The organism is Streptomyces roseicoloratus (genome assembly GCF_004117935.1).
Lineage (GTDB): Bacteria > Actinomycetota > Actinomycetes > Streptomycetales > Streptomycetaceae > Streptomyces > Streptomyces roseicoloratus.
Window position 1 is genome coordinate 26,624 of the sequence record NZ_SDOY01000057.1, and the last position, 23,041, is coordinate 49,664.

The following is a 23,041-nucleotide window of genomic DNA, read 5'->3' on the forward strand; positions in this document are numbered from 1 at the left end:
GCATGGCCATTCTCCCCGTGCATTAGCGGCGTCGAAGCCCTTCCCCTCGTCCTTCCGCCGTTCCCACCGCCCTGGAGTCTGTCCGTGATCACCGCTTCCGGCATCGAGCTGCGCGCCGGCGCCCGCGTCCTCATCGAGTCCGCTTCCTTCCGTGTCGCCAAGGGCGACCGCATCGGCCTCGTCGGCCGCAACGGGGCGGGCAAGACCACCCTCACCAAGTGCCTCGCGGGCGAGGGCCAGCCGGCCGGAGGCACCATCACCCGCTCCGGCGAGGTCGGCTATCTGCCGCAGGACCCGCGCACCGGCGACCTCGACGTGCTCGCCCGCGACCGCATCCTCTCCGCCCGCGGCCTCGACGTCCTCATCCGCAAGATGCGGCAGAACGAGGAGCGCATCGCCGGCGGCAGCGGCGCGACCCGAGAGAAGGCCCTCAAGCAGTACGAGCGCCAGGAGACCGAGTTCCTCACCAAGGGCGGTTACGCGGCCGAGGCCGAGGCCTCCACCATCGCCGCCGCCCTCGGGCTGCCCGACCGGGTCCTCGGCCAGCCCCTGCACACCCTCTCCGGCGGCCAGCGCCGCCGGATCGAGCTCGCCCGGATCCTGTTCTCGGACGCCGACACCCTGCTCCTCGACGAGCCCACCAACCACCTCGACGCCGACTCGATCGTCTGGCTGCGCGACTACCTGAAGACGTACCGCGGCGGTTTCATCGTGATCTCCCACGACGTCGACCTGGTCGAGACCGTCGTCAACAAGGTCTTCTACCTCGACGCCAACCGCTCGACGATCGACGTCTACAACATGGGCTGGAAGCTCTACCAGCAGCAGCGCGAGGCCGACGAGAAGCGCCGCAGGCGCGAGCGCCAGAACGCCGAGAAGAAGGCCGCGGCCCTCAACTCGCAGGCCGACAAGATGCGCGCCAAGGCCACCAAGACGGTCGCCGCGCAGAACATGGCCAAGCGCGCCGAGCGGCTGCTCTCCGGCCTGGAGGCGGTCCGGGTCTCCGACAAGGTCGCCAAGCTGCGTTTCCCCGAGCCCGCGCCCTGCGGCAAGACCCCGCTCACCGCGGAGGGCCTGTCCAAGTCCTACGGGTCGCTCGAAATCTTCACCGATGTGAACCTCGCGATCGACAAGGGCTCCCGCGTGGTCATCCTCGGCCTCAACGGCGCCGGCAAGACCACCCTGCTCCGGCTGCTCGGCGGCGTCGAGCAGCCGGACACCGGCGAGGTCACCCCGGGGCACGGCCTCAAGCTCGGCTACTACGCCCAGGAACACGAGACCCTGGACCCCGACCGCACGGTCCTGGAGAACATGCGCTCCGCCGCGCCCGACCTCGACCTGGTCGAGGTCCGCAAGGTGCTCGGTTCCTTCCTCTTCTCCGGCGACGACGTCGACAAGCCGGCCGGGGTGCTCTCCGGCGGCGAGAAGACCCGGCTCGCGCTGGCGACGCTGGTCGTCTCCTCGGCGAACGTGCTGCTCCTCGACGAGCCCACCAACAACCTCGACCCGGCCAGCCGCGAGGAGATCCTCGGCGCGCTGCGCACGTACAAGGGCGCGGTCGTGCTCGTCACCCACGACGAGGGTGCCGTCGAGGCGCTCGACCCGGAGCGGATCATCCTGCTCCCGGACGGCGTCGAGGACCTGTGGGGCGCGGACTACGCCGACCTGGTCGCCCTGGCCTGATCCGTCCGACCAGGGACGGCGGCCCGGTGGATCATGCCCGGCTGGATCATTCGGCTCATGGGTGATCCTTCATCTGAGTGAGAGCATCTCGTACCCCCGGCGCGAGGCCTGCGGAATCCTTCCGGCAGGCCTCGCGCCGTATGTGTTCCCCGAGGGTGGCGCTGACCTGGGACTTCCCGGCGCGGAAGGCGACGGAGCGAGCCCGGGGCCGCCCGGAACGATCGATTCCGGTCGTGTCGGCCGCTTCCGCCCGGGCCAAGCCGTCGGCACGGACCTTGTCGAATGGGTGGCCAGGACGTCCGAGAGGGGTGATCATGAGAAGTCCAGAGCGCACTTCCCATGAGGAGGCACGGGTGGCCGAGACTCTGAAGAAGGGCAGCCGGGTGACCGGCGCCGCGCGCGACAAGCTCGCGGCAGACCTGAAGAAGAAGTACGACTCCGGTGCGAGCATCCGGGCGCTGGCCGAGGAAACGGGCCGCTCCTACGGATTCGTCCACCGGATGCTCAGCGAGTCCGGAGTCACGCTGCGCGGACGCGGCGGAGCGACACGGGGCAAGAAGGCGGCCTCGGCCTGACATCGGGGCGGCCCGACCGGGTCACCGGATCCTGCGGTGGCCACCCGGTCGACCGCACGGTCGACCGGGTGGTTACTGTGCAGTAACTTGGCATCTGACACACCAGTGCTGCAGTGCTGCACCGTAACCGGGAGGCGCCCCATGACCACGCTCGACGACTCCGAGCACGCAGAGCTCGTTTTCGACAAGGACGGTGTACGGCTCACCGTCGAGGACGCCGTTGCCACGGTGACCCTGACCAATCCGGCGAAGCGCAACGCCCAGTCTCCCGCTCTGTGGCGGGCGTTGACGGAGGCCGGCCGGTCACTGCCGGGCAGCGTGCGGGTCGTGGTCCTGCGCGGCGAGGGCAAGTCTTTCTCCGCCGGGCTCGACCGGCAGGCGTTCACGCCCGAGGGCTTCGACGGAGAGCCGTCCTTCCTGGAGATGGCGCGCGGGTCCGAGGCCGACCTCGACGCGCTCATCGCCGAGTACCAGGAGGCCTTCACCTGGTGGCGCCGCAGTGACATCGTCACCATCGCGGCCGTCCAGGGACACGCCATCGGCGCCGGCTTCCAGCTGGCCCTGGCCTGCGACCTGCGGGTCGTCGCCGACGACGTGCAGTTCGCCATGCGCGAGACCAGCCTGGGCCTGGTGCCGGACCTCACCGGCACGCACCCGCTCGTCTCCCTCGTGGGCTACGCCCGCGCCCTGGAGATCTGCGCGACCGGCCGCTTCGTCCACGCCGAGGAGGCCGAGCGCATCGGCCTCGCCAACCTCGCCGTGCCCGTGGCCGAACTCGACGGCGCCGTACGCGACCTGGGCACCGCGCTGCTCGCCGCACCGCGCTCCGCCGTCATCGAGACCAAGGCCCTGCTCCAGGGCGTCTCCGGCCGTTCGTACGAGGAGCAGCGCGTCGCCGAGCGGGCCGCGCAGGGCCGCCGGCTGCGCGACCTGGCGGGCCTCGGCGACTGAGCGGGCGCGCTCGGGCGCTCACCGCAGCTCCGACACCACCACCGTGACCGTCGTCGCCCCCGGGGCGGCGGCGGTCACGGCCGTACGGAGGGCCCGGGCCACGTCGAGCGGCCGGTGGCCGGCCGTCACCGCCACCTCGACCCGCACGTCCGCGGCCGTCCGGGTGACCGGGCCGCCGAAGGTGTCGGTCAGGGCGGCCACGCCCGGTACCGCGAGGGCCGCGAGCGCGGCGGGATCGTCGGGAGCGGGCGGCGAGATTCCCCCGGCCGGCCCATCGAGCGCGGTGAATTCCGGAAGCGTGTCCAGAAGGTCCGTCACCCGCAGGTCCACCTCCGCCACCACCAGGCCCAGCGCGCCCTCCGCCGTGTCGAGCAGTGCCGCCCGCACCCGGTCCGCGAGCTCCGGGAGCGGGCGGCCGGCCACGGCGGCCAAGTCCAGCGTGATCCGCAGCGGGGCGGGCGGCAGCCCGCTGGGCGGCACGGGGAAGGCGTCAGGGGCGTCAGGGGCGTCCGGGGAGTTCCCTCCGCCGCCGTCCCCCGCGCGGTGTTCCGCGAGCCGGAAGCGCGGGCGCTCCGGCGCCACGCCTCGTACCCCACGGGCCGCGGCCGTCAGCGCCGCCCCTGCCGCGCGCTCCGCGATCCACGCGCCGTCCGCCGCCTCGCCGAGCGGCAACAACCGGTCCGTCGTCATTCCTCCAGACTGCCGCATCCCCGGCGCGAGACGGGGCAAGCGACCTTAGTGTGGGTCGAACAAGGCAAAAGCCTCACGGAAGGACGGATCGCGATGGCTGACAGCGCGCACTCCGACCAGCAGAACCCGGTGACCAGGCGCGGCGGCGGCGATCCCGCGTCCCGGGGCCGTACCACGATCGCCGACGGCGTCGTCGAGAAGATCGCCGGCCTGGCCGCCCGCGATGTCGTCGGCGTCCACGCCATGGGCAGCGGGCTCTCCCGCACCCTCGGCGCCGTCCGCGACCGCGTCCCTGGCGGCGGCGGCGGCAAGTCCGGTGTCACCAGGGGCGTCAAGGCCGAGGTCGGCGAGGTGCAGACCGCGCTCGACCTGGAGATCGTCGTCGACTACGGCGTTTCCATCGCCGACGTCGCCGGCGCGGTCCGCGAGAACGTCATCGCGGCCGTCGAGCGGATGACCGGCCTCGAGGTCGTCGAGGTCAACATCGCCGTCAGCGACGTGAAGCTGCCGGAGGACGAGGAAGAGGAGCCGGAGTCGCGGCTGCAGTAGCCGCTGACCCGGCCGGCGGAAAGGGCTCAACATGAGCATGGCGGTGGTCGGCCTGGTGGCCGGCATGGCGCTCGGCTTCGCCGGGTACTTCGGCGGCTTCGGTGCCTTCGTACTGGTCGCGGCACTGGGCGCGATCGGCTTCGTCGCCGGGCGCTTCCTCGACGGCGACCTGGAACCCGGCGACTTCTTCCGCGGCCGCGAGCGCGGCGACCGGCGGCGGTGACCCGGGTGTCCGACCTGACGGCGCCGCCCGGTGACGTGGGCGCCTCCGCCCGCGGAGCGACCACGGTCGCCGACCGGGTGGTCGCCAAGATCGCGGCGAGGGCGGCCCGGGAGGCGCTGGACTCCGTCCCCCGGGACGGCCGCGGACCGCAGGCGTCGGTGGTCGTCCACCGGGACGTGGCCCGGGTCTCGGTCAGCGTCGAACTGGACTACCCCGCGGACATCGGCCGCCAGTGCGGCGCGGTGCGCGGCCGGGTCCGCCACCGGGTGGAGACCCTGGCCGGCATCGAGGTCCACGAGGTCGCCGTCCACGTCGAACGGCTGCACTCGGCCCACACGGCACACGACCGGAAGCGGGGACGCCTGAGATGAGCACCCAGCCGGAGCAGGGAGCCACGCCCGAACCGGAGCCCGCGCGCGAGCGGAGGAACGGGCCCGAGTCCGCGCCGGAACCCCCGCGCGAGCCGGCAGCCGCGCCCGGGTACGTGCCCGTGCTCGCCAAGGACGAGCCCGCGGAGGCGTCCCGGGCGCCCGTGCGCCGGTTCTGGGCCGTGCGGCGCGTCCCGGCGGCGGTGCTCGCCGCCGTCGTGCTCGGCGGCGCCGGACTGCTCCTCTACGACGTGGCCGCCGTACGCGCCGACCACAGCGCCATGGCCTGGCGCCGCTCCCTCGCCGACGAACTGGCCACCCGGCCGCTCGACGACCCCTGGGTGCTCGCCGGCGCGGCCGTCGCCATGGTGCTCGGGCTCTGGCTGCTGGTCCTCGCGCTCACCCCCGGGCTGCGCTCCGTGCTCCCGATGCGGCGCGAGCACGCCGACGTCCGTGCCGGTCTCGACCGCGAGGCCGCCGGCCTCGCGCTGCGCGACCGCGCCATGGAGGTCTCCGGGGTCCAGTCCGTACGGGTCAGGACCGGCCGGACCAAGGTGAACGTGCGGGCCGTCTCCCACTTCCGCGAACTCGACGAGGTCCGCGCCGACCTGGAGAGCGTCCTCGCCGGCGGCATCGACGAACTGGGGCTCGCCCACCCGCCGGCCCTGACCGTACGGGTGGCCAGGCCGCCCAGGAAGGGGTGACACGGTGACCCGGGTGCTGCGGCGCGTCAACCGGATCGCGCTGGCCCTCGCCGGACTGCTGCTGCTCGTCGGCGGCGGTGCGGTGCTCGCGGCCGGCCTGGACCTGCCCGTACCGTCCTGGTGGCCCTGGTCGGGGCCCGACGACGTCCTGCTCACCCGCTCCCAGCGGCAGCACTGGCGCGACGAGAGCTGGTGGTGGCCGGTGGTCATCGCCGTGCTCGGCGTCGTCGTCCTGCTCGCCCTGTGGTGGCTGATCGCCCAGTTCCGGCGGGCCCGGCTCCGCGAGGTCCTGGTCGACAGCGGCGACGGCGAGGAGGCCGTGCTGCGCGGCCGGGCCCTGGAACACGTCCTGGAGGCCGACGCGGCCGCCCAGGAGGGCGTGGCCCGGGCCCGCGTCGCGCTCACCGGCCGCCGCACCGCGCCGCGCAGCCGTGTCGCCCTGCTCCTGGAGCCGTACGCCTCCCCGGCCGCCGCCCTGACCACGCTGTCCGCCCAGGCCCTCGGCAACGCCCGCACCTCCGCGGGCCTGTCCGCCCTGCCCACCGAGGCCCGGCTGCGCGCCGTCAAGCACCGCGCCCGCCGGGTGACGTGAGCGATCCGCCGGCGGTCCCGCTCAGAAACCGCCGCGCGCGCCGCCGTCCACCGGGAGCATCACGCCCGTGAGGTAGGAGGCGGCGGGGGACAGCAGGAACGCGGCCGTGCGGCCGAACTCCTCCGGAGTGCCGTAGCGGCGCAGCGGGATCGCCGCCTCGCTCGCCGCGCGGGAGGCGTCCGCGTCGCCCGACAGCGCGTCGAGCTGACGGATCCGGTCGGTGGCGACCCGGCCCGGCAACAGGCCCACGACCCGGATGCCGCGCGGACCCAGGTCGTTGGCGAGGGACTTGGCGAAGCCGGCCAGGCCCGGCCGCAGACCGTTGGAGATCGCCAGACCCGGGATCGGCTCGTACACCGAACCGGACAGCACGAAGCCGATCACGCCGCCCTCCGGCAGCGTCTCGGCCGCCGCCCGGGCCAGCCGCACCGCGCCCAGGAAGACGGTGTCGAACGCGGCAGCCCACTCCTCGTCGGTGTTGTCGGCGGCGAATCCCGGCGCCGGGCCGCCCACGCTGATCAGGACGCCGTCGAAGCCGCCGAACCGGGACCGCGCCTCCGCGATCAGCCGGGCCGGGGTGCCCGGATCGGCGTTGTCGGCGGCGACGCCCGCCGCGCCCGGCCCGAGCGCGGCCGCCGCCTCGGCGACGGTCTTCTCCTCGCGCCCGGTGACCAGCACCTTCGCGCCCTCCGCGAGCAGCGCCTCCGCCGAGGCGCGGCCGAGCCCGCGGGTCGCGCCGGTCACCACGTACACACGGTCCTTCAGTCCGAGATCCATGGGCCTATCCTGCCGCGCCGTCGTCCTCGGCGGCCAGCGCGAAGGCGGTGCCCACCAGCCCGATGTGGCTGAAGGCCTGCGGGAAGTTCCCCAGCTGGCGGCCCGTCACCGGGTCGTACTCCTCGGCGAGCAGGCCCACGTCGCTGCACAGTCCGACGAGCCGGTCGAACAGATCGCGGGCCTCCTTCACCCGGCCGGTCAGACACAGCGCGTCCGCCAGCCAGAACGAGCACACCAGGAAGGTGCCCTCCGTCCCCGGCAGTCCGTCGACCGAGACGCCCTCCGTCGAGTAGCGGCGCACGAAGCCGCCGTGCAGGAGCTCCGCCCTCACCGCGTCGATCGTCCCCGCCACCCGCGGGTCGTCCGGCGGCAGGAAGCCCACCAGCGGGATCAGCAGCGTCGCCGCGTCCAGCTCGCGCGAGCCGTACGCCTGCGTGAAGGTGTTCCGCCCGGGGTCGTAGCCCTTCGCGCACACCTCCGCGTGGACCTCGTCCCGCATCGCCCGCCAGCGCGCCGCGTCACCCGGCAGCGAAGGATCCTCCTCCAGGGTGCGCACCGCCCGGTCGGCGGCCACCCAGGCCATCACCTTGGAGTGCACGAAGTGCCGGCGCGGCCCGCGGATCTCCCACAGTCCTTCGTCGGGCTCCCGCCAGGTCGACTCCAGGAAGCCCAGCAGGCTCAGCTGCAGGTTCCAGGCGTGCCGCTCCGGCGGGATCCCGGCCCGCCGGGCCCGGAACAGCGAGTCCATGACCTCGCCGTAGACGTCGAGCTGGAGTTGCTCCACGGCCGCGTTCCCGGTCCGTACGGGTGCCGAGTCCGCGTAGCCGCGCAGCCAGGGCAGGGTCGTCTCGGACAGCCGGCGTTCGCCGGCGGGCCCGTACATGATCTGGAGGTCGGCCGGGTCGCCCGCCACCGCGCGCAGCAGCCAGTCGCGCCAGGCCGCGGCCTCCTCGACGTAGCCGGCGGACAGCAGCGCGCCGAGGGTCAGCGAGGAGTCGCGCAGCCAGCAGGCCCGGTAGTCCCAGTTGCGGACGCCGCCGATCTCCTCCGGCAGGGAGGTGGTGGGCGCGGCGACGATGCCGCCGGTCGGGGCGTAGGTGAGTGCCTTGAGGGTGATCAGGGAACGGACGACGGTGTCCCGGTGCGGGCCCCGGTAGGTGCAGCGGGCGGTCCACTCGCGCCAGTCGGCCAGCGACTGCTCCAGGGCCTCGTAGGGGTCGACGAGCGCCGGGCGCGGTTCGTGGGAGGGGTGCCAGGTGAGGACGAACGCCACCTTCTCGCCCTCGCCGACCGTGAACGAGGAGCAGGTCGCGTACTGCTGGCCCCAGGTCTTCACCGGCGGCTCGCTGCGCAGCCACACGGCGTCGGGGCCGGCGACGGCGACGCGGTGGCCGTCGGTGCGGCGCACCCACGGCACGATCGAGCCGTAGTCGAAGCGCAGCCGCAGCACGGCGCTCATCTCGACGGACCCGCTGACGCCCTCGACGATCCGGACGACGTCGGGCGCCTTGTCGCGCTGCGGCATGAAGTCGACGACCTTGACCGTGCCGGTGCGGGTCTCCCACACGGTCTCCAGGACCAGGCTGTCCTCGGCGTACCGGCGGCGGGAACAGGTCGTGGCGCCCTTGGGCGCGATGCGCCAGTGGCCGTTGTCCTCGTCGCCGAGGAGGGCGGCGAAGCAGGCGGCCGAGTCGAAGCGGGGGAGACACAGCCAGTCGATCGACCCGTCGCGGCCGACGAGCGCGGCGGTCTGGAGATCGCCGATGAGGGCGTAGTCGTCGATACGTTGCGTCACGCTTTGGGCTGTTCCCGGAAGCGGCGGCGGTCAATCAGCCCCGGTGCGAACCCGGATGCCCGCGCGGCTCGCGGACAGGCCCGCCGCGGGCTCGCCGGCCGGCCGGCGAGCGCCCGGCCGAGGGGGCGGGACCGGGTTCAGGCCGTCGCCCCCGCGGGCTCGGGCGTCTCCTCCGCCTCGTCCGACGCGCGGGCCGCCGCCTCGCGGTCGCGCTTCTCGCGGCGGACCAGGATCACCCAGCCGACCGGGACCCCGGCGGTGAACAGCCACCACTGGATCGCGTACGCCATGTGCGCGCCGATCGAGTCGTGGTCGGGGTCGGCGATCTGCTCGGGGGTGCCGCCGGCCGCTTCCGGCGCGGTCTGCTGGATGTAGCCGCCGACCACGGCGCGGCCGAGCAGCTGGGCCTGCTGCCTGCTGTCGATCAGCATCACCTGACGGTCCGGCAGGCCCTTGAGGTCCTTGATGCCGCTGGCGCCGGTGGTCTCGTCGGCCATCAGCCGGCCGGTGACGGTGACCTCGCCCCTGGGCGCGGGCGGCACGTCGGGGTAGGCGCGCTGGTCGTCGGCGGTCGGGATCCAGCCGCGGTTGACCATGACGACCTTGCCGTCGCGGAGGACCAGCGGGGTCAGGACGTGGAAGCCGACCCGCTCGTCCTTGGAGACGCGGCGGCGCACGACCACCTCGTGCGCGGTGTCGAAGGTGCCGGTGGCGGTGACGTGCCGCCAGTAGTCGGCGCGCGGGACGGTGTGCCCGGGCGAGGTGAGCTCCTCGACGGGGACGGGCTTCGCCGCGAGGTTGTCCGCGATCAGGGCGTTCTGGGCGACCCGGCGCTCGTGCCGGTGGAACTGCCAGAAGCCCAGCTCGATCATCACGGGGATGAGGACGAGGGCCACGAGGGTGAGGATCACCCACTGCCGGGACAACAGGAAGCGGTACACCCCATGACCGTACAACTCGGTCGACGGGGTGACCGCACGGGGGTTCCGGGTGACGGGATCGAGCCGGGGACCGAGCCGCGGATCGAGCAGAGGATCGAGCAGAGGATCGAGCAGAGGATCGTTTCGTCACACCTTGTCGACGATGCCCACCTTCCCCTCCGCGCGGGCGCAGTGGCCGCCGCAGTACCAGCTGCCGCCGACCTCGACGCCCTGGCCGATGATCTGGACCCGGCAGTGCTCGCAGATGGGCGCCATGCGGTGGATGGCGCAGGCGAAGCAGTCGAAGACGTGCACCGCGCCCTGCGCGTGCACCTCGAAGGACATGCCGTAATCGTTTCCGCAGACCTCACAACGTGCCATGCGCCACAGGGTGGCGCCGCGGGCGGGCGAAGGCCGGGCGGCGCGCCCGGTCCGCGCCGGCCCGTCACTCGTCTGCCGTCGTCATTCGTCTGCCGGGGCCACGTCGCGCAGCAGCTGGGTGAAGGCCGCCTCGTCGACGACCGGCGTGCCGTACGACTTCGCCTTCAGGGTCTTGCCGGTGGCCGAGTCCGGGTCGTTGGTGACCAGCAGGCTGGTGAGCCGCGACACACTGCTCGCCACGTGCAGTCCCGCCTCGGTCGCCCGGTCCTCCAGGAGTTCGCGGTCGATCGAGGTGTCACCGGAGAACGCCACCCGCATGCCCTGCTTGAGCGGTTTGTCCGACTCGTACCGTCCGGGGTTCGGGTACGGGCACGGCGGCCGCTTCCGCGACGGCCGCCAGGTGTTGCCCCGGTAGGAGGCCTGGTACCCGATCCGCGGCCGCTCCGGCGCGGGCGCCCACTCGGTCAGCGGCCGGCACTCGAGCAGCGGCAGCCGCACGTTCCGCTCGGCGGCGGCGTGCAGGCTCGGCCGGAAGGCCTCCGCGAGCACCCGGGCGTCGTCCAGCGCGTTGTGCGCCCGCTGCTGCACGACGCCGAAGTGCGCGGCGAGCGACTCCAGCTTGTGGTTGGGCAGCGGCAGCGACAGCTCCTTGGACAGCGCGATGGTGCACAGCCGCTGCCGCACGGGCGCGGCGCCCTCCGCCCGCGCGTACTCACGGGCGATCATCTGCCAGTCGAACATCGCGTTGTGCGCGACGAGCACCCGGCCCTCCAGGCGCGCCGAGAACTCCTCGGCGATCTCCGGGAAGAGCGGCGCGCCCTCGAGGACGTCGCTGGTGAGTCCGTGGATCCACACCGGCCCGGGGTCGCGCTCGGGGTTGACCAGGGTGTACCAGTGGTCCTCCACGTTCCCCTGGGCGTCCAGCCGGTAGACGGCAGCCGACACTATCCGGTCGTCGCGGGCGAGGCCGGTGGTCTCCACGTCGACGACCGCGTACCCCTGCGGGTACGCGGCCGGCCACGTCGCTGCTGTCGTACGGTCGTCGAGCATGGTCAATGAGAATACGGCCCGGGACCGACAGCACCGCCGCCGGTGTCCCGATTCGATGCTCCCGGTGTCCGGATCCACGGCCGGATCCGCCCGGACTCCTCCGTCGGGGCCTTCCGCAGAAGGCCCGTCAGCAGTGCCCGCACCGCCACCCGGAAGAGGTGCTCGGCGTCGACCGGGGCGGCGGCGAGCGCGCGGGCCGGGTCCGGGTCCGGCACGTCCCCGGCGCCGGCCGTCCCGCCGTCCACAACTCCGTCCCGCCGGGCGGCCGGACGGGGGAGCGCTCGCGGTGGCGCTCGACGAGGACGTGGCCGACGACCTGGAACCGGACCGCGCGGACCGGCTCGGCGGCCCGGGCGCCGCGCAGTCCGGCCGCGTGGGCCTCGTGGACCAGGGCGCGCTGGGCGGGCAGGAACACGTGCTCCGTCAGGCCGCGTTCATGGACCATCGCGACCAGGCGCGGGCGCTCGCGCCGCGCGCGGCGCGGCAGGACGGCCACCGAGGCGTTCCGCTCGGCCGGGCCCGCGCCGCGCGGCCGGAGGGTGCCGAGGTCGGCGACCGTGTGCGCGACGAGCGCGTCGAGCGGCGACTCGCGGTTGCCGACGTGCCGGCAGACGGCTTCGACCTCGACCTCGACCTCGACCTCCTCGACCGTCTCGCGGCCGTCCACGGCCCGTCCGTCGAGGAGGTCGCCCGGCCCCTGGGCAAGGCCCCCGAAGGCGCCACCAGCCCCGCCTTCGCCCCGGGCGGGTCGGTCCGCGTCCGGTGACGCACCGGGTGCGACCCTCCAGGAGTGACTGAAGCGCCCCCACACGACGAGGCCCACGGCGGCGGCCTCGGCTCCCGGCTCAACTGGCTCCGGGCCGCCGTGCTCGGAGCCAACGACGGAGTCGTCTCCACCGCGGGTCTCGTCGTCGGCGTCGCGGGCGCCACCGGGTCACGGGCCGCGCTGCTCACCGCGGGCCTCGCCGGGCTGCTCGCCGGCTCGATGTCCATGGCCGCCGGGGAGTACGTCTCCGTCTCCACCCAACGCGACTCCGAGAAGGCCGCGCTCGCCCAGGAACGCCGCGAGCTGCGCGAGCAGCCCGAGGCCGAACTCGCCGAACTCACCGCGCTCCTGGCCCGTCGCGGCCTGTCCCCGGACGTCGCCCGCGAGGCCGCCGAGCAGCTCACCGAACGCGACGCCCTGCGCGCCCACGCCCGCGTCGAACTCGGCATCGACCCCGACGACCTCACCAACCCCTGGCACGCCGCCGGCGCCAGCTTCCTCGCCTTCACCGCCGGCGCCCTGCTCCCGCTCGTGGCGATCGTGCTGCCCCCGACCGCCCACCGCCTCTGGATCACCGTCCTCTCCGTCCTGGCCGCCCTGACCTTCACCGGCTGGTCCTCCGCCCGCCTCGGCGCCGCCCCGCCCGTCCCCGCCGTCCTCCGCAACGTCTGCGGCGGCGCCCTGGCGATGGCGGTGACCTACGGCGCGGGGTCGCTGCTGGGGGCGGCGGGGATCTAGGCGCATCGATCACGAGCGTCGCGAGCGATGTACCCAGGGCACGCGTCGGACGTGTGTCGGCGGAGGGCCGGACCGCGCGCGATGTACGGTGACCGTCGTACGACCAGCGGAAGCAGCGAGGACCCATGCGCGCCACCACCATCCACGCCCCCTTCGACATGCGCGTGGAGGACGTGCCCGACCCCGTGATCCAGGAGGCCACGGACGTCCTCGTCCGCGTGGTCCGCGCCTGCATCTGCGGCAGCGACCTCTGGGCCTACCGCGGCGCGTCCGCCCGCAGGCCCGGACAGCGCATCGGGCACGAGTTCCTCGGGATCGTGGAGGAGACCGGCGCCGAGGTGCGTGACGTCGCCCGCGGCGACCTCGTCGTCGCGCCCTTCGTCTGGTCCGACGGCACTTGCGACTACTGCGCCGAGGGCCTGCAGACCTCCTGTCCCAACGGCGGCTTCTGGGGCTCCGTCGGCTCCGACGGCGGCCAGGGCGAGGCCGTACGGGTCCCCTTCGCCGACGGCACCCTCGTCAAGCTGCCCGCCGACGCCGCCTCCGACGACCGCCTGCTCACCGCGCTCCTCGCCCTCTCCGACGTCATGGGCACCGGCCACCACGCCGCCCTCGGCGCCGGCGTCCGCAAGGGCGCCACCGTCGCCGTCGTCGGTGACGGCGCCGTCGGCCTGTGCGGCGTGCTCGCCGCCAGGCGGCTCGGTGCCGAACGGATCATCGCCCTCGGCCGGCACACCGCCCGTACCGACATCGCCCGCGCCTTCGGCGCCACCGACGTCGTCGCCGAGCGCGGCGAGGCCGCCGAGGCCGCCGTGCGCGAGCTCACCGGCGGCCAGGGCGCCCACGCCGTGATCGAGGCCGTCGGCACCGAGCAGTCCATGCGCACCGCCGTGAACATCACCCGCGACGGCGGCTCCGTCGGCCACGTCGGCGTCCCGCACGGCAGCCACACCGGACTCGACCTGTCCGTCATGTTCGACCGCAACATCGCCCTGCGCGGCGGCGTCGCCCCGGTCCGCGCCTACCTGCCCGAGCTGCTCCCGGACGTCCTGGACGGCACGATCGACCCGTCTCCGGTGTTCGACCTCACCGTCGGCCTCGAAGACGTCCCCGACGGCTACCGGGCCATGGACGAGCGCACCGCCCTGAAGGTCCTCGTCACGCCGTGAGCCAGGCGGGCGCGTCGACCCCCGCCACGCCCGGCGGGCGCGACCAGCCCGCCGGGCCGCCCTCGTACGACACGGGCGAGAGCGCGTACCGCAGCCGGCCCAGCGGGCCCTCCGACTCCCTGAGGTGGTCCTCCGGCTCGTACCGCGGCAGCCCGTGCGCCAGCCAGTGCCCGGTCTGCGCCAGCGCCAGCCGGACGAGCCGGGTGCCGCCGTCCCGGTCCTGCTCGGTCAGCGAGCGGAGCACGGCCGCCGCGAGCAGATAGCCGGTGCCGTGGTCCAGGGCCTGGGCCGGCAGCGCGCCCGGCCCGTCCGCCGAGCCCTCCACGGCCGCGATGCCCGTCGCCACCTGGACGAGGCTGTCGAAGCCGCGCCGCCCGCCCCAGGGCCCGTAGTCGCCCCAGGCCGAGAGCCGGGCGACGACCAGGCCGGGCCGGTGCAGGTCGAACCGGTCGAGCGCGCCCGGGCGGTAGCCGGTCACCAGCACGTCGGCCGCGTCGAGGAGTTCGCCGAAGGCACGCCGGTCGGACGGACTGTCCAGGTCGAGGGCGGCCGTCCGCTTCCCGACGTCGGTGTCCGCGTGCGCGTCCGGCAGTTCGGGACGGCCCGGCGGGTCGATCCGCAGCACGTCCGCGCCCAGCAGCGCGAGCGTCCGGGTGGCCACCGGGCCCGCGATGACCCGCGTCAGGTCGAGCACCCGCAGCGGCCCGCCGGAACGCCGCCTCGGCGCGGCCTCGTCGAGCCGTTCCCGGGTCAGCAGCGGACGGGCCGCCACCGCGCGGCCCTGCTCGTGCGCCGCCCACTCCTCGGGCGTGCGCAGCGCCACCGCCAGGCCCCCGGCCGCGTACACGGCCGTCTCGACCTCGACCGCCCTCCGCTCGGCGATCGCCGCCGCCACCGCGTCCACGGAGTCGTCCGTGCCCAGGGCGGTCAGCAGCGCCGCCCGGTGGTGCGGATAGTTGGCGTGGGTGCGGACCCAGCCGTCGGCAGCCCGCCAGAAGCGCGAGAGCGGCGCGAAGGACACCGGCACCCGCCCGTCCACGCGCAGATGGCGTTCGCTCACGAAGGCGGTGGCGACCGCCCCGTCGTCCACCCGGACCCGGCCCGGCAGCCCGGCCCGTTCCACCGCGGCCAGCGAGCACACGGCGACCGTCGCCCGCGCCAGGTCCATCACCGGGAGGCGGGCCGGGAGCAGCCCGGAGACCCCGCCGTGGTCCACCCGGTCGAGCAGGGCGGCATCGCCGCCGAGAGCCGACCACAACAACTTCGTACCCGTACGCACCGTGGTGTCCATGGGAGAACTATGAACCCCCCGTGGCACTCAGTGCCACGGGCGGTCGTCCACCGGTGATGCGCCCACGGCTGCGGGTGACCGTGGTCACCCGCACCGCGGTTACTTGCGGACCGCGTCCAGCGCGTCCACGATGCCGGCCCCGTAGAAGCCGTTCTTCTTGGCCCCGGCCGTCTCGCACACGGCGTCGACGGTGCCGTCACCGTTGATGTCGTACGGGTTGGTGCACGCGTGCCGGTCCGCCTGCGCGTACAGCAGCGCCTTCAGCGCCGCCGGGCTCGCGTGCGGGTGGGTCGACTTCAGCAGCGCGAGGACGCCCGCCGCGTGCGGCGAGGCCATCGACGTGCCGGCCTTGTAGTTGTAGCCGCCGTTGACCGTGGTCGACAGGATGCGGCCGTTGACCGCCGGCGCGTCCGGGGTCTGGTACTCGGTGCGGTCGCCGCCCGGCGCCGCGATGTCGATGACACCGGCACCGTAGTTGGAGTAGGACGCCTTCAGGTCCTTGGCGCCGGTCGCCGAGACCGTCACGACTCCCGGCAGCATCGCCGGGTAGTCCAAGCACTCCTTCGGGTCGATCTCGCGGTCGCCCGGGGTGGAGTCGTTCGGGCTGCTGTCGTCGAGGATCGAGTCGGCCGCCAGGTCGAACGAGGAGTTGCCGGCCGCCGCCACGTTGACGGTGCCCTTCTTCTCCGCGTACCGGGTCGCGCGGGTGACCGCCTCGACGAGGGCCTTCTGGTCCTCGTCGTTCTTGCAGGCGAACATCCACGGGTCGGTGTAGTAGCTGTTGTTCGTGACGTCGATGCCGTTCTCGGCCGCCCACATGAAGCCGCAGACCACGGCCTCCGTGTAGAAGAAGCCGTCGGGCGTGGACACCTTGATGCCGGCCAGCTTCACGCCCGGCGCGACACCGGTGACGCCGATGCCGTTCTTGGCGGCGCCGATGGTGCCGGCGACGTGCGTGCCGTGGTCGCTCTCGCCCGGGTTGGGACGCCACGAGCCGGGCGTCGTGTCGGCCTTGCCGCTCACGCAGTTGGCGGAGGCGGCGGCGTCGAAGTTCGGCGCCAGGTCCGGGTGGGTGTCGTCGACGCCGGTGTCGATGATGCCGACGGTGACCCGCTTGCTGCCGAGGGTCTTCTTGTGGGCCTGGTCGGCCTTGATCGCCGGCAGGTCCCACTGCAGGGGCTCCAGAGCGTCCTGGTCGTCCGTGGCGGCGGCCGCGGCGGCCTTCGCCTCGGCGTCGGTCAGCTCCTGAGCGCCCTCGTCCACGGCGGTGTCGGTCGCGACCGACAGCGGCGCCGTACGGGTCGCGCCGGCCGACACCACACCGCGCACCGTGCGGATCGCCTGCGCGAACTCCGGGTTCTGCGAGTGGACGACGATCACGCCGATCCGGTCGTACGACACGACCACCTCGCCGCCGGCGGCGGCTATCGCCTTCTTCACCGACGCGCCCGTCCAGGGCCGGTTGTCGATGTTGACGACGTACGACAGCTTCGGGCCGTTCGTGGCGACGGCAGCCGTCGGGAGGTCGCTCAGCTCCGCGGCGGACGCGGTGCCGACGGGCAGGAAGCCGAGCGAGGCCGTGAGCGCGAGGCCGGCCGGCAGAGCGAGTACTCGGCCGCGCCTCGATCCCAGATGAGCCATGGGTTCTCCACATCATCCGTATGTACTGCCCGGACGCCGATTGCGTCCGGGCAGGTGCATGACGAGGAAGCTATCGCCGATCTTCCCCGCCCATCAATGAGTTGAGAAGACTTCATGAAGATCGGGCGGGAGAGAACCACCCGTGTGAACCGCTTCGCGATCCGCTCCGTGCCGTTGAGCAGGGGAGGAGCTCCGTTCGGAGCTCCGGTTCCCGCACCCCTGGTGAGGCCCCCATGACCCAGTCGTCCGCCCCCGCGTCACGAGGAGAGTCCGTGGCTACCGAAGCACCGCCGCCGCCCAGAGACGGAGCCGGGACCCCGGCCGGTCCCGTCCCGCCCACGACGGAACAGTTCGTCGAGGTCCAGGAAAGCGCCGAATTCGGCGAACTGCGCCGTACGTACCGTTCCTTCGCCTTTCCGCTGACCATCGCCTTCATCGCCTGGTACCTGCTCTACGTGCTGCTCTCGAACTACGCGGGCGGCTTCATGGGCACCAAGCTCTTCGGCAACGTCAACGTGGCCCTGGTCCTCGGCCTCGGCCAGTTCGCCACCACCTTCCTCATCGCCTGGCTCTACTCCCGCCACGCCGCCGCCCGGCTCGACCCGAAGGCCGAGGCCATCAAGCACCGCATGGAGGCCGACGCATGAGCAGCACCCTCCACACCGTGGCCGCGCCCCTCGCCGCGGGCAACGCCACCAGCGAGCACCGCCCGCTGATCATCACGCTCTTCGCGGCCTTCGTCGTCGCCACCCTCGTCATCACCGTCTGGGCCGGCCGGCAGACCCGCAGCGCCGCCGACTTCTACGCCGGCGGGCGGCAGTTCACCGGCTTCCAGAACGGCCTGGCGATCTCCGGCGACTACATGTCCGCCGCGTCCTTCCTCGGCATCGCCGGAGCCATCGCCCTCTTCGGCTACGACGGCTTCCTCTACTCGATCGGCTTCCTCGTCGCCTGGCTGGTCGCCCTGCTCCTGGTCGCCGAACCGCTGCGCAACTCCGGCCGGTTCACCATGGGCGACGTGCTCGCGTACCGGATGCGCCAGCGGCCCGTCCGCACCGCCGCCGGCACCTCCACCATCGTCGTCTCGATCTTCTACCTGCTCGCCCAGATGGCCGGCGCCGGCGTCCTGGTCTCGCTGCTGCTCGGCATCACCAGCGACGGCGGCAAGATCGCCATCGTCGCCCTCGTCGGCGTCCTGATGATCGTGTACGTGACGATCGGCGGCATGAAGGGCACCACCTGGGTGCAGATGGTCAAGGCCGTGCTGCTGATCGCCGGCACGCTCCTGATCACCTTCCTCATCCTCTGGAGGTTCCACTTCAACGTCTCGGAGCTGCTCGGCGCGGCCGCCACCAACAGCGGCAAGGGCGACGCCTTCCTGGAGCCCGGCCTCAAGTACGGCGTCTCCGCGACCTCCAAGCTGGACTTCCTCTCGCTCGGCATCGCGCTGGTCCTCGGCACGGCCGGCCTGCCGCACATCCTCATCCGCTTCTACACGGTGCCGACCGCGAAGGCCGCCCGCAAGTCCGTCAACTGGGCCATCGGCATCATCGGCGCCTTCTACCTGATGACGATCGTCCTCGGCTTCGGCGCCGCCGCCCTGCTCAAGAACAGCGACATCATCGCCTCCAACAAGGCCGGCAACACCGCGGCCCCGCTCGCCGCCCTGGAGATCGGCGGCGGTGCCGGCTCGACCGGCGGTGCGATCCTGCTCGCCGTCATCTCCGCCGTCGCCTTCGCGACCATCCTCGCCGTCGTCGCCGGCCTCACCCTGGCCTCGTCCTCGTCGTTCGCGCACGACATCTACGCCAACGTCATCCGGCGCGGCAAGGCCACCGAGAAGGAGGAGGTGCGCGCCGCCCGCTGGGCCACCGTCCTCATCGGCATCGTCTCCATCGGGCTCGGCGCGCTCGCCCGTGACCTCAACGTCGCCGGCCTGGTCGCGCTGGCCTTCGCCGTCGCCGCCTCCGCCAACCTGCCGACGATCCTCTACAGCCTCTTCTGGAAGCGGTTCACCACCCAGGGCGCGCTGTGGTCGATCTACGGCGGTCTGATCTCCGCCGTCGTCCTCGTGCTCTTCTCGCCGGTCGTCTCCGGCAAGCCCACGTCGATGTTCAAGTCGGTGGACTTCTACTGGTTCCCGCTGGAGAACCCGGGCCTGGTCTCCATCCCGCTCGGCTTCCTGCTCGGCTGGCTCGGCTCCGTCCTCTCCAGGGAGGAGCCCGACAAGGGCAAGTACGCGGAACTCGAGGTCAAGTCCCTCACCGGCGTCGGAGCGCACTGAGTCGTATACGTTCCGCTTCCGTCCGGCGGCCGCGTCGTAGAGTTCTACGACGCGGCCGTCCCGGTCCTCGTGACAATCGGCCCGTGCCCGCTGTCACCGGCGTCACGTAGGCTCGAACGAGAAGCGAACCGGAACGCCGACCGGCGGAACCGGGATCCCGCCGGCAGTTCTCCGGAAGTCACCGGAAGAGAAGGGGGAGGGGCCCCGTGCTCATCGACACCTACGGCCGAGTCGCCACCGACCTGCGCGTTTCCCTCACCGACCGGTGCAATCTGCGCTGCACGTACTGCATGCCGGAAGAGGGCCTGCAGTGGCTGGCCAAGCCCGACCTGCTCACCGACGACGAGATCGTCCGCCTGATCCGCATCGCCGTCACCGACCTCGGCGTCACCGAGGTCCGCTTCACCGGCGGCGAGCCGCTGCTCCGCCCCGGTCTCGTCGGCATCGTCGAGCGCTGCGCCGCCCTGGAGTCCCGCCCCCGGATGTCCCTGACCACCAACGGCATCGGGCTCAAGCGCACCGCCGCCGCCCTCAAGGCGGCCGGCCTCGACCGGGTCAACGTCTCCCTCGACACCCTGCGCCCGGAGGTCTTCAAGGCCCTCACCCGGCGCGACCGCCACCACGACGTGATCGACGGCATGGCCGCCGCCCGCGACGCCGGCCTCACCCCGGTCAAGGTCAACGCGGTCCTCATGCCCGGGCTCAACGACGACGAGGCGCCCGACCTCCTCGCCTGGGCGATCGAGCAGGACTACGAGCTCCGCTTCATCGAGCAGATGCCGCTGGACGCCCAGCACGGCTGGAAGCGCGACGGGATGATCACCGCCGGCGACATCCTGGAGTCGCTGCGCACCCGCTTCGAGCTGACCCCCGAGGGCTCCGACGAGCGCGGCTCCGCGCCCGCCGAGCGCTGGGTGGTCGACGGCGGCCCGCACACCGTCGGCGTGATCGCCTCCGTCACCCGCCCGTTCTGCCGGGCCTGCGACCGGACCCGGCTCACCGCCGACGGCCAGGTGCGCACCTGCCTGTTCGCCACCGAGGAGACGGACCTGCGGGCGGCGCTGCGCTCGGACGCGCCGGACGCGGTGATCGCCGAGATCTGGCGGAAGGCCATGTGGGGCAAGAAGGCCGGCTCGGGCCTGGACGACCCGAGCTTCCTCCAGCCCGACCGCCCGATGTCAGCGATCGGCGGCTGAATCGTCCCAGTCGGCGAGCGGGACGACGTCCTTCAGGAAGCCCCGTACGTCCAGGAACCCCGACAGGTGCTCGCGGTGCTCCTCGCACGCGAGCCAGGTCTTGCGCCGCTCCGGCGTGTGCAGCTTGGGGTTGTTCCAGGCGAGGACCCAGACGGCGTCCGCCCGGCAGCCCTTCGCGGAACAGATCGGCTTCTCTTCGCTCACTGGACCCAGAATCACCTGATCATTGTCCAGCAAGGGCGATGCCGAGCAGCCACGGGGGGAGCTGCCCGGCATCGGTCCGTCGCTCCGACGGGGGATGCGGAGCGCGTAGGCAGTATGTCACGGGGAAAGGGGTGCGGCGCAGCGGAACTTCATGATTGATCTGAGCTTTTCCTGAGCATTCCGCTGGCTATTGCCTCACCGTGCGTGATGGGCGTGGCGGTGGGGACTTTCCGTCCGCGATTCCGCTCCCGCTTCCGTTTCCCCGGTCGTATTCGCCCGCGCATTCGCCTCGTCTCCGGTCTCCGCGGCCCGTCCGTCCTGCTCACCGGGGCCGAGCGCGGGCACCACCGGCGTGCTGACGAAGGTCGACGGGAGCGACGGCGCGCTTTCCCGGCCGGCGTTCGCGATCACCACGGCGATGTAGGGGAGCACCGCCCCGAGCACCAGCGCCACGATCGCGACGTGCCGCTCCACGTTCCACAGCGAGGCCGCGGCGATCACGGACACGGTGCGGATCGACATCGAGACGACGTAACGACGCTGCCGGCCCCGCACGTCGTCGGCGAGGCCCTGCCGGGCACCGGTGATCCGGAAGACCTCGGTTCCGCCACGCTTCCGCATCACATTCCACCACCCGCTGCCGCGCCGGACCCTCCCCGGTCCGGACCTCCTTCCACCGTACGCCCGCCGCCCCGCCCGGAAGAGACCGGGGCACGTATGGCTCCGTCCGACATGCGCCGTATGGCCGAGAGACCGAGACTGGGCACACACCGCACGAGGAGGCGACGATGGGTTGGTTGTGGGCGATCATTGTGGGCTTCGTCCTCGGCCTGATCGCGAAGGCGATCCTGCCGGGCAAGCAGCAGATCCCGCTCTGGCTGACGACCGTGTTCGGCATTCTGGGCAGCGTGCTCGGGAACGCGGTGGCGACGTGGATCGGGGTCAACGACACCAAGGGCATCGACTGGACCCGTCACCTTTTCCAGCTCATCGGTGCGGTCGCCGTCGTCGGCGTCGGCGACATGCTGTGGACGTCGATCAGGGGCAACAAACAGCGGGCGTAGCCCCATCCCTGGACACCGCCCTCACGGAGCGGACGCACCGGAGGCCCGGTACGGCGCACAGCGCGCCGTACCGGGCCTCCGGCCTGTCCGTCTCCGGCCTGTCCGTCTCCGGCCTGTCCGTCTCCGGCCTGTCCGTCTCCGGGCCGGGCCGGGATCAGCCGGCGGCGACCTCGATGGCCGCCAGGTTCTTCTTGCCGCGGCGCAGCACCAGCCAGCGCCCGTGCAGCAGGTCGTCCGCCGACACCTCGGCGTCCTCGGCGGTCACCTTGACGTTGTTCACGTAGGCGCCGCCCTCCTTCACGGTGCGGCGCGCCGCCGACTTGCTCGCGACCAGGCCGACCTCGGCGAACAGGTCCACGACCTGCCCCGGCTCCGTCACGCGCGCGTGCGGCAGCTCGGAGAGCGCCGCGGTCAGCGTCGCCTCGTCGAGCTCGGCGAGCTCGCCCTGGCCGAACAGCGCCCTGGAGGCGCCGATCACGGCCCGGCACTGGTCCGCGCCGTGCACCAGGGTGGTGAGCTCCTCGGCGAGCGCCCGCTGGGCCGCCCGGGCCTGCGGCCGCTCCGCCGTCTGCTTCTCCAGCTCCTCCAGCTCCTCGCGGGACTTGAAGGAGAGGATCCGCATGTACGTGGAGATGTCACGGTCGTCCACGTTCAGCCAGAACTGGTAGAACGCGTACGGCGTCGTCATCTCCGGGTCCAGCCAGACGGCGCCGCCCTCGGTCTTGCCGAACTTGGTGCCGTCGGCCTTCACCATCAGCGGCGTCGCCAGCGCGTGGACGTGCGCCTCCGGCTCCAGCTTGTGGATCAGGTCGAGCCCCGCCACCAGGTTGCCCCACTGGTCGGAGCCGCCCTGCTGCAGCGTGCAGCCGTAGCGCCGGTACAGCTCCAGGAAGTCCATGCCCTGGAGCAGCTGGTAGCTGAACTCGGTGTAGCTGATGCCCTGTTCGGACTCCAGCCGGCGGGCGACGGAGTCCTTGGTCAGCATCTTGTTGACCCGGAAGTGCTTGCCGATGTCCCGCAGGAACTCGATCGCCGACATCCCGGCGGTCCAGTCCAGGTTGTTCACCATGATCGCGGCGTTCTCGCCCTCGAAGGACAGGAACGGCTCGATCTGCGAACGCAGCCGGGTCACCCAGTTCGCGACCGTCTCCGGGTCGTTCAGGGTGCGCTCGGCGGTCGGCCGCGGGTCGCCGATCTGGCCGGTGGCCCCGCCGACCAGCGCCAGCGGCCGGTGCCCGGCCTGCTGGAGCCGGCGGACGGTGAGCACCTGGACCAGGTGGCCGACGTGGAGACTGGCCGCGGTCGGGTCGAAGCCGCAATAGAACGTGACGGGACCGTCCGCGAGCGCCTTGCGCAGGGCCTCTTCGTCCGTGGACTGGGCGAACAGCCCGCGCCACTTCAGCTCGTCGACGATGTCGGTCACGTCGTCC

Annotated in this window: 26 protein-coding genes; 15 read left to right on the forward strand and 11 right to left on the reverse strand. The window is 72.9% G+C overall.

Annotated elements, in window-relative coordinates; translation table 11 throughout:
* The first annotated feature begins 84 nt into the window (after positions 1 to 84).
* The 3 genes from ESG85_RS04470 (at position 85) to ESG85_RS04480 (ending at position 3,209) form a co-directional block, all read left to right on the forward strand.
* A complete protein-coding gene (locus tag ESG85_RS04470; protein WP_128976698.1) occupies positions 85 to 1,683 on the forward strand; it encodes an ABC-F family ATP-binding cassette domain-containing protein in 1,599 nt (532 codons plus the stop codon).
* Between the two features lie 353 nt (positions 1,684 to 2,036).
* Positions 2,037 to 2,258 (forward strand): helix-turn-helix domain-containing protein, encoded by a 222-nt coding sequence (locus ESG85_RS04475; RefSeq protein WP_006123601.1) that lies wholly within the window; start codon positions 2,037 to 2,039, stop codon positions 2,256 to 2,258.
* Positions 2,259 to 2,399: 141 nt separating this feature from the next.
* On the forward strand, positions 2,400 to 3,209 hold the full coding sequence (locus ESG85_RS04480; RefSeq protein WP_128976699.1) for an enoyl-CoA hydratase/isomerase family protein: 810 nt from the start codon (positions 2,400 to 2,402) through the stop codon (positions 3,207 to 3,209).
* 18 nt (positions 3,210 to 3,227) lie between these two features.
* Here ESG85_RS04480 and ESG85_RS04485 read toward each other — a convergent pair whose 3' ends face one another.
* Positions 3,228 to 3,899, reverse strand: a complete 672-nt coding sequence (locus tag ESG85_RS04485) for an Asp23/Gls24 family envelope stress response protein (RefSeq protein WP_246094804.1) — start codon at positions 3,897 to 3,899, stop codon at positions 3,228 to 3,230.
* Positions 3,900 to 3,992: 93 nt separating this feature from the next.
* On the opposite strand from ESG85_RS04485, the gene ESG85_RS04490 reads away from it, so the two are divergent.
* From ESG85_RS04490 to amaP, 5 genes are read left to right on the forward strand one after another with little or no spacing between them, the layout of a single operon-like run.
* The gene (locus tag ESG85_RS04490; RefSeq protein ID WP_128976700.1) at positions 3,993 to 4,448 is read left to right on the forward strand and encodes an Asp23/Gls24 family envelope stress response protein; all 456 of its coding nucleotides are present in this window, start codon (positions 3,993 to 3,995) and stop codon (positions 4,446 to 4,448) included.
* A 31-nt stretch (positions 4,449 to 4,479) separates the two neighbouring features.
* A complete protein-coding gene (locus tag ESG85_RS04495) occupies positions 4,480 to 4,671 on the forward strand; it encodes a hypothetical protein (RefSeq protein ID WP_128976701.1) in 192 nt (63 codons plus the stop codon).
* A 14-nt stretch (positions 4,672 to 4,685) separates the two neighbouring features.
* The gene (locus ESG85_RS04500) at positions 4,686 to 5,042 is read left to right on the forward strand and encodes an Asp23/Gls24 family envelope stress response protein (protein ID WP_128976746.1); all 357 of its coding nucleotides are present in this window, start codon (positions 4,686 to 4,688) and stop codon (positions 5,040 to 5,042) included.
* Positions 5,039 to 5,743, forward strand: coding sequence for a DUF6286 domain-containing protein (locus tag ESG85_RS04505; RefSeq protein ID WP_219825157.1), 705 nt, complete (start codon positions 5,039 to 5,041; stop codon positions 5,741 to 5,743). The genes ESG85_RS04500 and ESG85_RS04505 overlap by 4 nt, the downstream gene beginning before the upstream one ends.
* Positions 5,744 to 5,747: 4 nt before the next feature.
* On the forward strand, positions 5,748 to 6,335 hold the full coding sequence (gene amaP / locus ESG85_RS04510; RefSeq protein WP_181018961.1) for an alkaline shock response membrane anchor protein AmaP: 588 nt from the start codon (positions 5,748 to 5,750) through the stop codon (positions 6,333 to 6,335).
* Between the two features lie 21 nt (positions 6,336 to 6,356).
* Here the strand turns inward: amaP and ESG85_RS04515 are convergent, their stop codons facing one another.
* From ESG85_RS04515 to ESG85_RS04535, 5 genes are all read right to left on the reverse strand, one after another.
* Positions 6,357 to 7,112 (reverse strand): SDR family oxidoreductase, encoded by a 756-nt coding sequence (locus ESG85_RS04515; RefSeq protein WP_128976702.1) that lies wholly within the window; start codon positions 7,110 to 7,112, stop codon positions 6,357 to 6,359.
* Between the two features lie 4 nt (positions 7,113 to 7,116).
* Positions 7,117 to 8,907 (reverse strand): glycoside hydrolase family 15 protein, encoded by a 1,791-nt coding sequence (locus ESG85_RS04520; protein WP_128976703.1) that lies wholly within the window; start codon positions 8,905 to 8,907, stop codon positions 7,117 to 7,119.
* A gap of 137 nt (positions 8,908 to 9,044) precedes the next feature.
* Complete coding sequence (locus tag ESG85_RS04525) at positions 9,045 to 9,848, reverse strand: SURF1 family cytochrome oxidase biogenesis protein (protein WP_128976704.1); 804 nt, start codon at positions 9,846 to 9,848, stop codon at positions 9,045 to 9,047.
* Positions 9,849 to 9,974: 126 nt separating this feature from the next.
* Positions 9,975 to 10,208: a hypothetical protein gene (locus ESG85_RS04530; protein WP_078968305.1), complete on the reverse strand. Its 234-nt coding sequence runs from the start codon at positions 10,206 to 10,208 to the stop codon at positions 9,975 to 9,977.
* An 81-nt stretch (positions 10,209 to 10,289) separates the two neighbouring features.
* The gene (locus ESG85_RS04535) at positions 10,290 to 11,264 is read right to left on the reverse strand and encodes a DEDDh family exonuclease (protein WP_128976705.1); all 975 of its coding nucleotides are present in this window, start codon (positions 11,262 to 11,264) and stop codon (positions 10,290 to 10,292) included.
* Positions 11,265 to 11,544: 280 nt separating this feature from the next.
* On the opposite strand from ESG85_RS04535, the gene ESG85_RS36860 reads away from it, so the two are divergent.
* From ESG85_RS36860 to ESG85_RS04555, 3 genes are all read left to right on the forward strand, one after another.
* On the forward strand, positions 11,545 to 12,024 hold the full coding sequence (locus tag ESG85_RS36860; protein WP_425471153.1) for a hypothetical protein: 480 nt from the start codon (positions 11,545 to 11,547) through the stop codon (positions 12,022 to 12,024).
* A gap of 24 nt (positions 12,025 to 12,048) precedes the next feature.
* Entirely contained in the window at positions 12,049 to 12,762 is a 714-nt protein-coding gene (locus ESG85_RS04550) for a VIT1/CCC1 transporter family protein (protein ID WP_128976706.1), read from the forward strand.
* Between the two features lie 125 nt (positions 12,763 to 12,887).
* Complete coding sequence (locus tag ESG85_RS04555) at positions 12,888 to 13,931, forward strand: zinc-dependent alcohol dehydrogenase family protein (RefSeq protein WP_128976707.1); 1,044 nt, start codon at positions 12,888 to 12,890, stop codon at positions 13,929 to 13,931.
* Here ESG85_RS04555 and ESG85_RS04560 read toward each other — a convergent pair.
* Together ESG85_RS04560 and ESG85_RS04565 are read right to left on the reverse strand one after the other, a co-directional pair.
* Positions 13,921 to 15,222, reverse strand: coding sequence for a CoA transferase (locus tag ESG85_RS04560; protein ID WP_128976708.1), 1,302 nt, complete (start codon positions 15,220 to 15,222; stop codon positions 13,921 to 13,923). The two genes, ESG85_RS04555 and ESG85_RS04560, sit on opposite strands and share 11 nt — an antisense overlap.
* Before the next feature lie 99 nt (positions 15,223 to 15,321).
* Positions 15,322 to 16,863 carry a S8 family peptidase gene (locus ESG85_RS04565; protein ID WP_128976709.1) on the reverse strand — a complete coding sequence of 514 codons (1,542 nt, stop codon included), beginning with the start codon at positions 16,861 to 16,863 and terminating at the stop codon, positions 15,322 to 15,324.
* Between the two features lie 272 nt (positions 16,864 to 17,135).
* Between ESG85_RS04565 and ESG85_RS04570 the strand changes: the two genes are divergently transcribed.
* The 3 genes from ESG85_RS04570 to moaA all read left to right on the forward strand — a co-directional run bounded on the left by ESG85_RS04570 (position 17,136) and on the right by moaA (position 20,343).
* Positions 17,136 to 17,510, forward strand: coding sequence for a DUF485 domain-containing protein (locus tag ESG85_RS04570; RefSeq protein WP_181018962.1), 375 nt, complete (start codon positions 17,136 to 17,138; stop codon positions 17,508 to 17,510).
* On the forward strand, positions 17,507 to 19,147 hold the full coding sequence (locus ESG85_RS04575) for a solute symporter family protein (RefSeq protein WP_128976711.1): 1,641 nt from the start codon (positions 17,507 to 17,509) through the stop codon (positions 19,145 to 19,147). Before ESG85_RS04570 ends, ESG85_RS04575 begins: the two co-directional genes overlap by 4 nt.
* Positions 19,148 to 19,353: 206 nt before the next feature.
* Positions 19,354 to 20,343: a GTP 3',8-cyclase MoaA gene (gene moaA / locus ESG85_RS04580; RefSeq protein ID WP_128976712.1), complete on the forward strand. Its 990-nt coding sequence runs from the start codon at positions 19,354 to 19,356 to the stop codon at positions 20,341 to 20,343.
* Here the strand turns inward: moaA and ESG85_RS04585 are convergent.
* Both ESG85_RS04585 and ESG85_RS04590 read right to left on the reverse strand, forming a co-directional pair.
* Positions 20,326 to 20,547 (reverse strand): hypothetical protein, encoded by a 222-nt coding sequence (locus ESG85_RS04585; protein WP_374050347.1) that lies wholly within the window; start codon positions 20,545 to 20,547, stop codon positions 20,326 to 20,328. The two genes, moaA and ESG85_RS04585, sit on opposite strands and share 18 nt — an antisense overlap.
* A gap of 195 nt (positions 20,548 to 20,742) precedes the next feature.
* The gene (locus ESG85_RS04590) at positions 20,743 to 21,168 is read right to left on the reverse strand and encodes a DUF3099 domain-containing protein (RefSeq protein WP_128976714.1); all 426 of its coding nucleotides are present in this window, start codon (positions 21,166 to 21,168) and stop codon (positions 20,743 to 20,745) included.
* 167 nt (positions 21,169 to 21,335) lie between these two features.
* Between ESG85_RS04590 and ESG85_RS04595 the strand changes: the two genes are divergently transcribed.
* Positions 21,336 to 21,611: a GlsB/YeaQ/YmgE family stress response membrane protein gene (locus ESG85_RS04595; protein WP_128976715.1), complete on the forward strand. Its 276-nt coding sequence runs from the start codon at positions 21,336 to 21,338 to the stop codon at positions 21,609 to 21,611.
* 154 nt (positions 21,612 to 21,765) lie between these two features.
* Here ESG85_RS04595 and tyrS read toward each other — a convergent pair whose 3' ends face one another.
* Complete coding sequence (gene tyrS, locus ESG85_RS04600; RefSeq protein WP_128976716.1) at positions 21,766 to 23,034, reverse strand: tyrosine--tRNA ligase; 1,269 nt, start codon at positions 23,032 to 23,034, stop codon at positions 21,766 to 21,768.
* Positions 23,035 to 23,041 lie beyond the last annotated feature (7 nt).

Excerpts from the sequence above, each read along its gene's own strand:
- ESG85_RS04555 (WP_128976707.1), top strand. The coding sequence starts at position 12,888 with ATGCGCGCCACCACCATCCACGCCCCCTTCGACATGCGCGTGGAGGAC.
- ESG85_RS04495 (WP_128976701.1), top strand. The coding sequence starts at position 4,480 with ATGAGCATGGCGGTGGTCGGCCTGGTGGCCGGCATGGCGCTCGGCTTC.
- ESG85_RS04595 (WP_128976715.1), top strand. The coding sequence starts at position 21,336 with ATGGGTTGGTTGTGGGCGATCATTGTGGGCTTCGTCCTCGGCCTGATC.
- ESG85_RS04505 (WP_219825157.1), top strand. The coding sequence starts at position 5,039 with ATGAGCACCCAGCCGGAGCAGGGAGCCACGCCCGAACCGGAGCCCGCG.
- ESG85_RS04565 (WP_128976709.1), bottom strand. The coding sequence starts at position 16,863 with ATGGCTCATCTGGGATCGAGGCGCGGCCGAGTACTCGCTCTGCCGGCC.
- ESG85_RS04575 (WP_128976711.1), top strand. The coding sequence starts at position 17,507 with ATGAGCAGCACCCTCCACACCGTGGCCGCGCCCCTCGCCGCGGGCAAC.
- ESG85_RS04530 (WP_078968305.1), bottom strand. The coding sequence starts at position 10,208 with ATGGCACGTTGTGAGGTCTGCGGAAACGATTACGGCATGTCCTTCGAG.
- ESG85_RS04590 (WP_128976714.1), bottom strand. The coding sequence starts at position 21,168 with ATGCGGAAGCGTGGCGGAACCGAGGTCTTCCGGATCACCGGTGCCCGG.
- ESG85_RS04480 (WP_128976699.1), top strand. The coding sequence starts at position 2,400 with ATGACCACGCTCGACGACTCCGAGCACGCAGAGCTCGTTTTCGACAAG.
- ESG85_RS04515 (WP_128976702.1), bottom strand. The coding sequence starts at position 7,112 with ATGGATCTCGGACTGAAGGACCGTGTGTACGTGGTGACCGGCGCGACC.
- ESG85_RS04560 (WP_128976708.1), bottom strand. The coding sequence starts at position 15,222 with ATGGACACCACGGTGCGTACGGGTACGAAGTTGTTGTGGTCGGCTCTC.
- ESG85_RS04485 (WP_246094804.1), bottom strand. The coding sequence starts at position 3,899 with ATGACGACGGACCGGTTGTTGCCGCTCGGCGAGGCGGCGGACGGCGCG.
- ESG85_RS04490 (WP_128976700.1), top strand. The coding sequence starts at position 3,993 with ATGGCTGACAGCGCGCACTCCGACCAGCAGAACCCGGTGACCAGGCGC.